The organism is Nitrosomonas sp. (assembly GCF_019635155.1).
Classification (GTDB): Bacteria; Pseudomonadota; Gammaproteobacteria; order Burkholderiales; family Nitrosomonadaceae; genus Nitrosomonas.
On record NZ_JAHBZY010000008.1, the window covers coordinates 108917 to 122499 of the forward strand.

Consider the following 13583-nt stretch of genomic DNA (forward strand, 5'->3'; position numbering starts at 1 on the left):
AAAAATCGGATTCCAATGCGTTTACTTGTTATTTTGCTGTTTTCAGCTTACTTATTGAGTGCCTGCGGCCATAAAGGCCCCTTGTATCTGCCGAATAAAGCAGATGAGGGAAATCCTGCAATATCCAATGAAATGCAAAAGAAATGAGTAGTTTTCCTGAGTTTACCTATCGTGACAACGAACTTTTTGTTGAATTAGTTCCGCTGCGTAAGATTGCTGAAACGTACGGAACACCTTGTTATGTTTATTCACGAACCGCTCTGACCAAAGCTTATCAAGAATTTGAAACAGCTTTTGCAGATCGCGGCCACTTGATTTGTTATGCGGTAAAAGCCAATTCGAATATCGCCATCCTGAATCTCTTTGCAAGGCTTGGCAGCGGCTTTGATATTGTGTCAGGCGGAGAACTGCAGCGCGTGCTTAAAGCAGGTGGTGATCCCGGAAAAACCGTCTTCTCAGGTGTCGGAAAAAGTAGTGCTGAAATGCAATTGGCGCTCAACGCCAATATCCTATGTTTTAACGTGGAATCCGAAGCGGAATTAATCACGTTAAACCAGGTTGCCAAAGAAATGAACAAAATCGCTCCGGTCAGCCTGCGCGTTAACCCGGATGTCGATGCCAAGACACATCCGTACATATCTACCGGCCTCAAGGAAAACAAATTCGGCATCCCGGCCAGTACCGCCGAAAGCATCTATCAATCCGCGCAGAAGTATTCAAATATCCGTTTTACAGGCCTTGACTGCCATATCGGCTCGCAATTGACGGAGCTTGGACCCTTCATGCAAGCAAGTGAGAAAATGCTTCAATTGCTTAATACATTACAATCGCAGGGATTGGAAATCGAACATCTGGATCTGGGCGGTGGCTTGGGTATCCGCTACACCCATGAAACACCACCGGCCATTAAGGATTACGTCGCTTCGCTTTGCGCGAATACCCAGCATGTCAAGCAGCGCCTAATTATTGAACCGGGCCGGGCATTAGTGGGAAACGCCGGTATTCTGCTAACCCGTGTCGAATACCTCAAGCACACATCCGCCCGTAATTTTGCCATCGTCGATGCGGCGATGAACGACCTGATGCGCCCGGCTTTGTATGACGCGTATCATGAAATCCTCCCGGTAAATAATAATCGTACGGAATCCAAGAGATATGAAGTCGTCGGTCCGGTATGCGAAACCGGTGATTTCCTCGGCCATGATCGTGAGCTTGCCATGGAAACCGGCGATTTACTGTCTGTCATGTCAGCCGGTGCTTATGGCATGAGTATGAGTTCCAATTACAACACCCGGCCACGGGCTACCGAAATCATGGTTGATCGCGATAGCGTTTACGTCATCCGGCAACGTGAAACCATCGAACAACTCATCGCATTCGAGCAAACGCTGCCGCAATAAATAATATGACATTTGGAGATACGCTCAATTATAGTAACATGCGGTATTGCTTTATGATGAATTTGTAATGACAGATCAACCCAGCATCGAAGATGAACAATATCAGGACCATGTATTGCAAGGGGTTTCACGCACTTTTGCACTGACCATTCCACAGTTACCGGAAGCTTTGCGCCGCGTGATCGGTAACGCATATCTGCTATGCCGCATTACCGATACCATTGAGGATGATAGCGCACTATCATCCGCACAAACCAGGCAACTGTCGGACATGTTTGCGGATGTCGTATGTGGAAACGCCTCTGCGGAAGAATTTGCACAGAAACTCTACCCGCTTTTATCCAACCATACCATCCCTGCCGAGCATGATCTAATCAGAAATACACCGGCTGTCATCCGCGTTACTCACAGTTTCAATGCAGCGCAGCGAAAGGCTTTGGAGCGATGTGTACGAATCATGGCCAAAGGCATGGCCGATTACCAGGAGACAGAATCGCTCGATGGCCTAAAAGACTTACCCGCAATGAATCAATATTGCTATTACGTTGCCGGTGTTGTGGGTGAAATGCTGACCGAATTATTTTGTGACTATTCGGGAGAAATTAATGCGCATAAACCTGCGCTGATGAAGCTATCTGTTTCCTTCGGTCAGGGATTACAAATGACCAATATTCTCAAAGATATCTGGGATGATCGCAAACGTGGGGCTTGCTGGCTGCCGCAGGATATTTTTCTTAAATACGGCTTTCATCTCCCTGACATGCAGCCCGGCATGAAAGATACGAGGTTTCAAGCAGGCTTGGCGGAGTTATTGGGAATAGCCAAAGGACATTTGCAGAATGCGTTGATTTATACCAGCTTGATCCCGCTCCATGAAAAAGGTATCCGGCGTTTTTGTCTTTGGGCGATTGGCATGGCCATCCTGACTTTGAATAAAATCAATAAACATCGGGATTTTTCCGAAGGCGCGCAAGTAAAAATCAGCCGGAATAACGTCAAAACGACCATTGCATTAACGAGCTTATTTGCCAGTAACGATTGGATATTGGAGTTACTATTCAGATTAACGTCACGAAACCTTCCCGCCGCTGAACACCACAGTGAAGTACTTTCGGGCACTCCGTAAGTAATCGATTAATGCGCATTCCGGGTATCCAGATCATTTATTACAACTCCAACGCGCTATGAAATCATTAGTTACCGGTGCAACCGGATTTCTCGGTTCTGCCGTCATGCGCTGTTTGTTGACGGCTGGGCATGAAGTTCGCGTCTTAGCCAGACCCGATAGTGACCGTCGAAACCTGGAGAATTATCCGGTTGAAATTACCGAAGGCGATCTGCGCGATTTTGAATCACTCAAACGCGCAGTTCGTGGATGCGAAAACCTCTTTCATGTGGCAGCCGATTACCGGTTGTGGGTTCCAGATCCAGAAACCATGTATGAAATCAATGTCACCGGCACTCGCGCACTCATTATCGCTGCTCATCAAGCCGGCCTGAGTCGGATTGTGTATACCAGCAGCGTCGCCACGCTGGGCTTAAACCCAGATGGCACCTCCGCGGATGAAGAAACCCCGAGCGATCCAGCAACCCTCAATGGTTATTACAAGCGTTCAAAATATCAGGCTGAGCAATTAGTCAGGCAATTAACCCACGATCATCAACTGCCATTGGTTATCGTCAACCCTTCAACACCAATCGGCCCAAACGATATCCGACCGACTCCGACCGGACGTATCGTTTTGGATACTATCGCTGGCCGCATGCCGGCCTATGTGAATACAGGTCTCAATATTGCACATGTCGATGACATTGCATACGGACATTTATTGGCCTATCAATATGGCAAACCTCAAGAACGCTATATTCTGGGAGGCGATAACATGACGTTACTACAAATCCTGCAAGCTATTGATGAAATTAATGGAACCCAACATTACCGCATCAGCATTCCGATCAATGTCATGCTCCCAATGGCTTGGTTTATGGAGAAAATGGCGCTTCTTACGCATACGGAGCCGCGCGCGACATTGGATAGCATACGCATGGCAAAGAAACTGATGTTCTTTTCGAGCGAAAAAGCCGAGCGCGAATTGGGTTATCGATATCGTCCTGCAATCGAAGCACTCAAAGATGCAGTGAAATGGTTTAAAGACAACGACTATTGCAATTGAGTACGCAAAGAATGCGAACATATGAATTTAACCGGGTATCCATAGTCATGCAATATGCTGCTCTTTGAAAGCCTCGGCATTGATCGGTTTACCAGTCAGATATCCTTGAATCAGATCGCAACCTTCCCCTTTCAAAAAACCCAACTGTGCATCAGTTTCCACACCTTCTGCTACTACTTGCAAATTCAAACCATCGGCCAAGCTAAGAATGGCGCCGATGATTGCCATGTCTTCTAAACTATTGACTACGTCATCTACAAATGTCTTATCGATTTTCAGAACTGATAGTGGAAATTTTTTTAAGTATGCTAACGAAGAGTAACCTGTACCAAAATCATCAATCGCTATTTTGATTCCCACTGCATGCAGTTTCGACAAAATATCTCTTGATTTCTGAGGATTATCCATCAGCATAGTTTCAGTTATCTCTAAAACCAAGCTCGATGGTAACAAACCCGATTCATGCAACGTTCTGTTTATCAATTCGAGGAAATCATCTTGCACAAATTGGTGCGGTGATACATTCACGGAAATATAAAATTCTCTAAGACCTGCATCCTGCCATTGCTTTGCTTGGTGACACGCACTTCGTAATGCCCAGGCGCCAAGCATTTTTATTAAACCACTACTCTCCGCCAGTGGAATGAACTTCATCGGTGAAATGAATCCTTGCTTCGGACTTAGCCAGCGCATCAAAGCTTCAGCACCTCTCAATTGACCGGTCTGCGCGCAAAATATCGGCTGATAGTGCAGCATGAATTCGCCTTTCTCAATTCCTTCGTACATCGCTGATTCAAGAGACAAATCACTTCGCTCGATATCACTTACTTGATCGCAATAGATACTCCAGTGATTTTTACCTAATGACCTCGAACGGTACATCGCCGTTTCTGCATTGCGTAATAACTGTTGCGAATTTTCACCATGCTCGGGATAAATTGAAATTCCGAGATTAATTCTGGTATGTAAAGTATGTTCTTGAATACGAAATGACGGCTGCATAGCGGCCATTATTTTTTTAGCGAGTATCTCGATATTATCCCGACCGCCCCCCATCATAATCATCGAAAATTCATCTTCGCCAACACGCGCCACTGTATCGCTACGGCGCACGCAAGTCTGCAAGCGTTCAGCAACAGCCTTGATTAGCTCACTGCCGACGCTATCCCCAAGCAAGTCATGAATCTTTCTATAGCCATCCAAACTCAATACGATTAACGACATGAACTGTTTTTCCCGCCGCGCCACCTCAATATTCATTGTAACGCGATCATCCAACAGTACCTTTCCAGGCAACCCCGTCAATTCATCATACATCGATAAATAAATTGACCGGTCTTCACTTTCTTTCCAATGCATGGCGTCAAAAGCAGCAATAAGAAAAGAATCCTCGGTCAAATAAAATAGATAACAATTGACCCATATCGGCAATGCTCTCTGGCGTAACAACCGGCACACGAAGACTTGCTTTCCACCACTTTGTTTAGCATTTCTCCGGGCCTCGGTAAGCAGCACTATATCTTCTGGTTGAACAAACGTTTCAATTGATTCCTGCAACAATCCCGTCGATACCTGTAGAAATGTGTGCGAAGGCGTAGATGCCCGTTGAATAATACCTTGTGGATCAATACAAACAAGGAAATCACTGATCGTTGAGAGCAAACCAAATGAATCATTCTGCGTCACAAGAAAAGACCTCCTAAGTAACCCGATAATTTATCTATGACAAAATAATATTGGAATTGACCGACCATCAACCAATATTCTCAGAAACTGATTATTTCTTTTGTATTTTCCGGAAATACTTCATTTTTAGTGAATTGATAATTACGGATCATCTATGGATTTACTTGAGAATTGACTATTATCTCTATATGAGTGTGTTAATCAACATGCAAAAATTACCAGGGAAGAGCTGGAATCAACATTGAAAAGTTTCCAGCTTGTTAATGAAAGAATCCGGTATTTATCCGGAGAACCCTGGAGTGATAGACATGGAGCAAATAGCCGAAATCAGGCGATGTTATTTTATAAATAAAGAAAGTATCAGCAAGATCGCCAAGCGTCTTAATCTTTCCCGGCAGACGGTGCGGAAGGCATTAAAGAGTCAGGAACAACCCGTTTACCAGCGTAACGTTCAGCCGACACCGAAGCTGGGTTCTTTTAAACAACAATTGATCAGTTGGTTAGAGTTTGATGCGAAGCTGCCTAGACGCCAACGCAGGACTGCACAACGTCTGTATGAATGTTTGCAGGTCGAAGGCTATCAAGGCTCCTATGGTCCCGTACAACGGTTTGTACAAGACTGGAAACAACAAGCATCGCACCGGCCATCGACAACCCAGGCTTTTGTTCCTTTGGCGTTTCCGGCAGGTGAAACCTGCCAGTTTGACTGGAGCCATGAATACGTCATATTGGGCGGTGTGCTGCAGGCGATCAAGGTTGCACATTTCCGGCTGGCCTACAGTCGGCGGATGTTTCTGGCTGCGTATCCTCGCGAGACACAAGAGATGGTATTTGATGCGCATATCAAGGCGTTTGAGCACTTTGGTGGCGTGCCTAAGCGGATGATGTACGATAATCCGAAGACGATCGTGGATGCGATATTTGCCGGCAAGGCTCGTCAGTTTAACCGGCGCTAGCCCTGGCGAGTCACTATCTGTTTGAACCGGTAGCCTGTACACCGGAATCTGGCTGGGAGAAGGGACAGGTTGAAAACCAGGTGGGTAATGTCAGGGAATGGTTGTTTACGCCTACCCCGCGCTTCAAGGATTTCGCTGAGCTGAATGCATGGCTGGCATTGCGATGCGAGGAACTGTCGCAGCGCAAGCATCCGGAACAGATTGAATCGCCCCGGGTTTTCCGGAGACTATTTGTCTTGAGTCAAACCGTGTCGGTTGACTCCCCTGGTTGTCGATAATATGCCATTTCAAATTCTGCTGGCGGAATATTTCCGATCGGTTCCAGTAATCGGCGATTGTTAAACCAATCCACCCATTCCAAAGTGGCAAACTCCACATCGTCGATATTACGCCAAGGGCCGCGATGCCGAATAACCTCGGTCTTGAATAATCCGTTAATTGTTTCGGCCAGTGCATTGTCATAAGAATCTCCGACACTGCCAACAGAAGCTTCAATATTGGCTTCAGCCAGACGTTCCGTATAGCGAATCGACAAATATTGGCAGCCGCGGTCGCTGTGATGAATTAATTCCTTGATTTCCCGACGCGCCCACAATGCCTGTTCCAGTGCGTCGAGCACCAGATCGGTTTGCAATGACCGGCTAACACGCCAACCAACAATATAACGGGCAAAAACATCGATGAGGAAAGCCACATAAACAAATCCCGACCACGTTGCAACATAGGTAATATCTGCCACCCACAATTGATTGGGTCGGGTTGCTGTAAATTGCCGGTTAACCTTGTCGGTTGGCCGATAGAGTGAATCATCCGCAACAGTCGTCCAACATTTCTTGCCGCGCCGGATACCTTGTATCCCAAGGTGCTTCATCAATCGCTCGACTGTGCAGCGAGCAGCACCAATGCCTTCTCGCAACAACTGCCGCCATACTTTGCGGGCGCCATAAACCCGAAAGTTGCTTTCCCAAACCCGTTGTATTTCCAGTTCTAGCTTCATGTCCCGCTTGATGCGATCGGGCAACAAATCCGGATCTCGCCCACGCCTTTTATTTTCGTAATAACTCGATGGGGCAATCTGTATTTGTCTGCAGATTGGCTCGACCCCGTATTCCGCCTTGTTTTTTTCGACAAATACCACCATCATTTCGATCGGCGGTCGAGCTCCGCCTGCGCAAAATAAGCCGATGCCTTACGCAATATTTCGTTAGCACGCTTTAATTCCCGGTTCTCCCGTTCCAATTCCTTGAGCCGTTCACGATCCGATGTCGACATACCTCCCCGAATTCCCTGATCCGCTTCCGCTCTTCTTACCCAGGTCCGCAATGTCTCTGCTGTGCAGCCAATCTTCGATGCAATCGATTTGATTGCCGACCATTGCGATTCATGCTCTTTTTGCTGCTCAAATACCAATCTTACCGCTCGTTCCCGTACTTCCGGTGAATAACTGATTTGATCTTTCATCTTTCCCTCCTCTCAAATCATTTTATCTCCGGAAAACCCGGGGCGATTCAAAAACCCATCTGGCAATCGCCTTGGCAGTTTCAGCTATTCACCAGGAAAAACGTGTGCGGTTCTATAATGCCGTTGACCTGGTCAACTTGTTGGAAAAAGAAAAACAGTTGGGCAAGTCCGGCTCGCTTGCCAAGCGACTCATCCAGATCGACGCCGTCATTCTTGATGAACTGGGCTATCTGCCTTTCCCAGAGTCCGGCGGTGCTTTGCTGTTTCACCATCAGTCAACTGTACGAAAAGACTTCTCTGATCATTACTACAAATCTCGACTTGCTGAATGGGTGCAAGTTTTTGGCGATGAAAAATGACCACCGCCTTACTCTCGACCACATCACCCATCACTGTGACATCCTCGAAACCGGTAACGATTCTATCGATTTAAACACCGTAATAACGCACTCAACAACTTGAATTTACTACCTTTCAACTGGTAACTTTTGGATGTTGATACCTGGTAAATTTTAGGTGTTGATTGACAGATATTTACAGGTCAGCCAAAGATAGTGAATTTTCGCTGGTGCCTGATTGCCGACGCTGCAAAGCAGAAAATCCAGAATATTATCAGGGGTGCATAAAGAAAATTTTCTCAGTCCATGGCAAATGCCATGAAGACATTCACGAGCTGGAAAAGGTACTCTTCACAAACCTCAAAAAGAAATTACGGGCTGATTTTTTGTCAGTAACAAATCCATGATCGATAGATTTTCTCTGGCTTGTCTGCTGGTGGAGTTTGCAGTTCCGAGATTTTGGGCACTCCACCAAATAATCATTTTTCACAGATACATTCCATAAATCATCAATAATCATGGATTGTAATCATTTTTCATGATAATGTAAGCTTTGTACAGTTAGTATCATAAGGAGTCATCGTTTTTCATGACTATAGAAAATGGTAAACGATTTTCAGAGGCAGTAAGTGTTTTTCAGGAAAGACGCTTACCGGAAAAAGCAAAGCCAGCCGGTTACGCAGCGCTTATCGATGCATATAATTTGACTGTGCCTTTGCCCATCAAATTGTCAGCCATTGGTACGCGCCATAAAGTTTATGAAGAAGATAACTGGCATATCTATACGCCGCGTCATATGCCGGATGCTACCTTGGAAGGTCATCTGGTATTTGCTTTGAAATATGAAGGGCTCAACCTGGCAGTTCTGAAGCGACTTTTTGAAACTGTTTCTCCCGAAGCCATTGAAAACATCATCAAGGCAAAACCGACCAGCAGCTATGCCCGTCGTCTATGGTTTTTGTATGAATGGCTATTGAATAGAGAGCTAAGTTTGCCCGATGCCAAGACTGGCACTTATGCGGAAGTAGTCGATACCACTCAGCAATGGGCTATTTCGGGCGTAACTTCCACACGGCACCGGGTACACAATAACCTGCCGGGAACCCGAGATTTTTGCCCGCTCGTTTTCCGAACACCCATCATTGAGCAGTATATGAAGGCGAATCTATCCGAGCGAGCACGTCAGACTGTCAGCAAGCTATCCACCGATATTCTCGCTCGCACTGCCGCCTTCCTGCTGCTGAAAGATTCCAAATCCAGCTATGCGATTGAAGGAGAAACTCCGCCACAAAATCGTATCCAAAGATGGGGCCGGGCCATTGGTGAAGCCGGTCGGAGGTCGCTTGATCTGAATGAATTGTTTCGGCTCCAGCGTATCGTCATCGGCGATAGCCGGTTTATCAAGCTAGGGCTCAGGCAGGAAGGCGGGTTTGTCGGCGAGCATGAACATGGTAGCCGCCTGCCTTTGCCAGAGCATATTAGTGCGAGGCCTGAGGATTTGCCCGAGCTGGTTCAAGGTATGCTTGATTTTGATCGTCTTTTTGCCTGTGAGCTGGATGCCGTTCTGGCAGCTGCCATGCTCGCCTTTGGTTTTGTCTATACCCATCCGTTTGAAGACGGTAATGGACGGCTGCACCGTTATCTCATTCATCATACCCTGGCTCAGCGCGGATTTAGTCCAGCCGGTTTCATTTTTCCGGTATCGGCAGCCATTCTGGAACGGATCGATGATTACCGGACTGTGTTGGAAAACTATTCAAAACGACTGCTTCCTCTGATCGAATGGGAACCAACGGAAAAAATGAATGTGAACGTTCTGAATGATACCGGTGATTTTTACCGCTATTTCGATGCAACGCCCCACGTAGAATTTTTATATGCCTGCGTTGAAAAAACCATTGAAATTGATTTACCCGAGGAAGCCAGCTTCCTGAAACGGTACGATCTGTTCAGAACACGCATAGAATCCTTGATTGAGATGCCTGCCTCGACGATTGATTTGTTGTTTCACTTCTTGAAACAAAATGAAGGACGGTTATCCAAGCGGGCAAGAGAGAAAGAATTTTCTGCGCTCAATGCCAGAGAAGCTGAGCAGATAGAAAAAATTTATGCTGAGGTGTTCGCGAGTTTATCGAAATAATTACCAGATTACCGGAATATTGTTGTGATCAAATAAAGCCGGACACTTTATTAAGTCCTTTTTCAAATTCTATTGGTGTCACATCACCGATCGCCGTATGAATACGCTGAGAATTATAGTAACTCATATAGGCATGAGTATCGGCAATAGCAGATTCTCTGGTTTGATAACTATTTCCTGTCAGCCATTCACGTTTCAAGCTACTGAAGAAACGCTCGACCGGAGAATTATCCCAACAATTTCCCTTTCTGCTCATTGAGCAGACCATGCCATGCTGTTTAAGTAACTGCTGATATGCATGGCTGGCATACTGGCTGCCGCGATCGGAATGATGAATCAACCCTTCAGGCGAACTACGTAAATTAATTGCCATCAATAATGCCCGGATCACCAGCGATTGCTTCATTTGTTTGTCTATACTCCAGCCGATCACACGCCGTGAGTACAAATCAATGACTACCGCCAGATATAGCCAGCCCTGTAATGTCCAGATGTAAGTAATATCAGTCGCCCATACTTGATTGGGGCATCCCGGACTAAACTGCCGATCCAGTATATTGGGTGCTATCGGGCATGAATGCTTGCTGTCTGTGGTCAACACAAACCGGCGCTTACGTTTAACAACTACTCCGAGTTTATTCATGAGAAAACGTATTCGATGTCGACCTGCCTGAAAACCTTCCTTGCGTAACTGCTTCATTAAGCGTCGGCTGCCCATGCTTTCTCTGGATTGGGTAAAGTGCATTTTCATCCGCTGACACAGATGCCAGGTTTGGCTATCGATGAGCTTTGCACCCTTCTTGCGCCAATCATAATAAGCACTGCTGCTCACGTTCATTACCCTGCAAAGCATAGCTACTGGATAATGATTTCTCCGAGCTTGAATGAAACCATATTTCACTTCATTTCTTGCGCAAAGAAGGCGCTCGCCTTTTTTAGGATTTCTTTCTCCATGCGCAGTGTTTTTACCTCTCTTCTGAGACGTTGCAGTTCTGCACGTTCATCAGCATCCAGACATTTCCCATCTCTCTCCTGCGCTTGCTGCTTCACCCACCGTTGCAGATTCTTCTCACTGGTGTCAACTACTTGAGCCGCCTGCACTATGGTGTAGCCGTGCTCTGTAACCAGTAATACCGCTTCCTTCTTAAATTGCGCTGAATAGACCCTTCGCTTTTCTGATTCTTTCATCTTTCACCTCGTTAATTAGTCTTCCAACTACCTTAACAAGATATCCACCTCTATTGGACCACAACCGTAATGGGTGGTCAATTTTAAACCGGTATCAACAGCCTAAGCTTACCTCTTAGGCTTATGCATTGGCAGATACTTTGTATTCCCGCCATCCGCCGAAATGTGTTATTTCTTGCATCCCTTCACAGAGAAAAGATTCTCCAAGGATGCCTAGCACTTCCCGATTATCAGCTAAAAGAATTTTTCCAACCGAGAGCCCGGCAGGTTCACAGCTTAACAATTCGCCGATACTGGATGAATCTATATTCCATATTTCCAAGGATATTTGTCCACCGTCTGAAAAACGTTGCATTGCGGGATGTTGATCATTAATCGACCAAAGGCGGTAGAGAGGTGCGGTTAACGCCTCTTCTACAAATACAGCACCTAACTCAAGAAGATTGTGATTTAGTTCTAGCCCTCTCATCAATGTACCATTTACGGCAAGTTCGATTTTCATTGCAAATTTCCTACATGGTGACTACATGAGCCCTAAAAACAAAAAAACACTTAGGATTTTATTCTCTAAGTGTTTGTTTTATTTGGTTGCGGGGGCAGGATTTGAACCTACGACCTTCGGGTTATGAGCCCGAACATTTATATATTTATCGGTGTTGATCAATATTGATACAAACAATAATAATCAATATATATCAATATTATAGATCATACACACCTTTGCTGTTGTGTTGATTGATATTCCTCTATATACTATTTTTGTGGTGACATTTTGGTGACATTTTCTTGTGTCGCAAAATTCAGTAGGAGATTCACAAAAAATGGCGAATATAAAATCAGCGGATAAAGTCGAATTGACGGTGGGCAAAATTAGAGGATTGCAATGCACCGGAGAAAAAAAGCGCGTGTATCTATGGGATAAGGAAGTTAAAGGGTTCGGTGTTATCGCCACCGATACCGGGGGGAAATCTTTTATATTGCAAACCAAGCTTTACGGCGAATCTATCCGTTTAACGATTGGCAAGGTTAGCGCATGGTCAATAAAAGACGCCAGAGCCGAAGCACGCCGCCTACAAGTATTAATTGATAAGGGCATAGACCCACGTCAAGAGGTAGCAAAAGCCAAAGCAGAAAAGAAAGCCGCCGATGCCTTGGCAAAAAGCAAAGAAGCTTTAGTTAACGATGCTTGGCAAACTTACCTTGCTTATCAAAAAGACAAAATGCAACATTCCCACATTGAACGCGGTAAACGTTGGGGAGAACGTCACTTTAAAGATCATGAGAACCTTTCACAGGCCGGGGGAGAACCTAAAAAACGCGGCAAAGGCCTAACAACACAAGGCGTACTGTATCCGCTATTACAGATGCGAATGGCCGACATTAACGCAAAAGTACTGAAGGAATGGCAAAGGAAGGAAGCGGAAACTCGGGCAAATAATGCCCGCCAAGGCTTTGAAATGTTCCGTGCATTTTGGCGATGGTGTGTATCACGCCCGGAATATAGCGCGGTTATCGATCCGCAAGCCGTAGAAAGCAAAGATTTACGCGATGAAGTACCAAGCCGGAAAAGTAAGCAATTTGACGTATTGCAACGCTCTCACCTGTCCGCATGGTTCGCAGCCGTTAGAACATTAAACCCTGTCATTAGCGCATACCTTCAAGCCTTATTATTGACCGGCGCAAGACGTGAGGAAATGGCAAGCCTGACTTGGCAGGATGTCGATTTTCAATGGAACAGTATTTGGGTAAAAGATAAGGTGCATGAAGAAGGCCGGAAGATTCCATTAACACCCTATCTTGCCAGCTTACTGGCTGCCCTACCCCGCCGCAACGAGTGGGTATTCAGCAGCCCAGCAGCAACCAATGGCCGAATTGCAGAGCCGCGCATTCCGCATAATAGAGCCCTATCGATTGCCGGATTGCCACCTGTAACCTTGCACGGATTACGCCGCACTTTTGCCAGTCTGGCCGAATGGGTGGAGATGCCGCGCGGAATCGTGGCGCAGATCATGGGACACGCACCGAGCGCAACCGCAGAACGCCATTACATTAATCGCCCCCTTGAATTGCTGGCAGTATGGCATGGGAAGTATGAAGCATGGATACTGCAAGAAGCTGGAATTAATTTTACGCCCACACAAGCAGGCTTGCACATAGTTAAGAATAAATATCCCTAAAGAAACATATATTTTTATTGCTTTATGTTGATATGTGTTAATTAACTATTTACAATACTTACC

13 protein-coding genes, 1 pseudogene and 1 other annotated feature are annotated in these 13583 nt (G+C 45.8%); of the genes and pseudogenes, 10 read left to right on the forward strand and 4 right to left on the reverse strand.

What is annotated here, in order from left to right:
- The first annotated feature begins 15 nt into the window (after nucleotides 1-15).
- From lptM to hpnA, 4 genes are all read left to right on the forward strand, one after another.
- Complete coding sequence (gene lptM / locus KF839_RS07415) at nucleotides 16-147, forward strand: LPS translocon maturation chaperone LptM (RefSeq protein ID WP_292917208.1); 132 nt, start codon at nucleotides 16-18, stop codon at nucleotides 145-147.
- Nucleotides 144-1400 (forward strand): diaminopimelate decarboxylase, encoded by a 1257-nt coding sequence (gene lysA / locus KF839_RS07420; RefSeq protein WP_292917209.1) that lies wholly within the window; start codon nucleotides 144-146, stop codon nucleotides 1398-1400. Before lptM ends, lysA begins: the two co-directional genes overlap by 4 nt.
- A 67-nt stretch (nucleotides 1401-1467) precedes the next feature.
- Nucleotides 1468-2526, forward strand: coding sequence for a phytoene/squalene synthase family protein (locus tag KF839_RS07425; protein ID WP_292917210.1), 1059 nt, complete (start codon nucleotides 1468-1470; stop codon nucleotides 2524-2526).
- A 58-nt stretch (nucleotides 2527-2584) separates the two neighbouring features.
- Nucleotides 2585-3574 (forward strand): hopanoid-associated sugar epimerase, encoded by a 990-nt coding sequence (gene hpnA, locus KF839_RS07430; RefSeq protein WP_292917211.1) that lies wholly within the window; start codon nucleotides 2585-2587, stop codon nucleotides 3572-3574.
- A 45-nt stretch (nucleotides 3575-3619) separates the two neighbouring features.
- Here the strand turns inward: hpnA and KF839_RS07435 are convergent, their stop codons facing one another.
- Nucleotides 3620-5260, reverse strand: coding sequence for a GGDEF domain-containing protein (locus tag KF839_RS07435; RefSeq protein WP_292917212.1), 1641 nt, complete (start codon nucleotides 5258-5260; stop codon nucleotides 3620-3622).
- Nucleotides 5261-5568: 308 nt separating this feature from the next.
- Here KF839_RS07435 and istA point away from each other — a divergent pair, with 308 nt between their 5' ends.
- Entirely contained in the window at nucleotides 5569-6216 is a 648-nt protein-coding gene (istA, locus tag KF839_RS07440; RefSeq protein WP_292917213.1) for an IS21 family transposase, read from the forward strand.
- Between the two features lie 241 nt (nucleotides 6217-6457).
- Here istA and KF839_RS07445 read toward each other — a convergent pair.
- Nucleotides 6458-7677 (reverse strand): IS3 family transposase gene (locus KF839_RS07445; RefSeq protein WP_291980381.1). Its coding sequence is split into 2 segments (ribosomal slippage): nucleotides 6458-7389 and nucleotides 7389-7677, totalling 1221 coding nucleotides; the frame shifts between segments, so codons are not numbered across the junction.
- Nucleotides 7283-7399 (reverse strand) — a sequence feature (AL1L pseudoknot). (Overlaps the previous gene by 117 nt.)
- A 71-nt stretch (nucleotides 7678-7748) precedes the next feature.
- Here KF839_RS07445 and KF839_RS14870 point away from each other — a divergent pair.
- From KF839_RS14870 to KF839_RS07460, 4 genes are all read left to right on the forward strand, one after another.
- Nucleotides 7749-8036 carry an ATP-binding protein gene (locus KF839_RS14870; protein ID WP_416362355.1) on the forward strand — a complete coding sequence of 96 codons (288 nt, stop codon included), beginning with the start codon at nucleotides 7749-7751 and terminating at the stop codon, nucleotides 8034-8036.
- Nucleotides 7957-8139 (forward strand): ATP-binding protein, encoded by a 183-nt coding sequence (locus KF839_RS14875; protein WP_416362356.1) that lies wholly within the window; start codon nucleotides 7957-7959, stop codon nucleotides 8137-8139. Before KF839_RS14870 ends, KF839_RS14875 begins: the two co-directional genes overlap by 80 nt.
- Before the next feature lie 61 nt (nucleotides 8140-8200).
- Nucleotides 8201-8422, forward strand: coding sequence for a hypothetical protein (locus KF839_RS07455; RefSeq protein WP_292917214.1), 222 nt, complete (start codon nucleotides 8201-8203; stop codon nucleotides 8420-8422).
- 182 nt (nucleotides 8423-8604) lie between these two features.
- Nucleotides 8605-10155: a Fic family protein gene (locus KF839_RS07460; RefSeq protein ID WP_292917215.1), complete on the forward strand. Its 1551-nt coding sequence runs from the start codon at nucleotides 8605-8607 to the stop codon at nucleotides 10153-10155.
- A gap of 28 nt (nucleotides 10156-10183) precedes the next feature.
- On the opposite strand, the pseudogene KF839_RS07465 reads toward KF839_RS07460, so the two are convergent.
- A pseudogene (locus KF839_RS07465) lies at nucleotides 10184-11343 on the reverse strand (IS3 family transposase).
- 121 nt (nucleotides 11344-11464) lie between these two features.
- A complete protein-coding gene (locus KF839_RS07470) occupies nucleotides 11465-11845 on the reverse strand; it encodes an allophanate hydrolase-related protein (RefSeq protein WP_292917216.1) in 381 nt (126 codons plus the stop codon).
- A gap of 319 nt (nucleotides 11846-12164) precedes the next feature.
- Between KF839_RS07470 and KF839_RS07475 the strand changes: the two genes are divergently transcribed.
- Complete coding sequence (locus KF839_RS07475; RefSeq protein ID WP_292917217.1) at nucleotides 12165-13520, forward strand: tyrosine-type recombinase/integrase; 1356 nt, start codon at nucleotides 12165-12167, stop codon at nucleotides 13518-13520.
- Nucleotides 13521-13583: the final 63 nt, after the last annotated feature.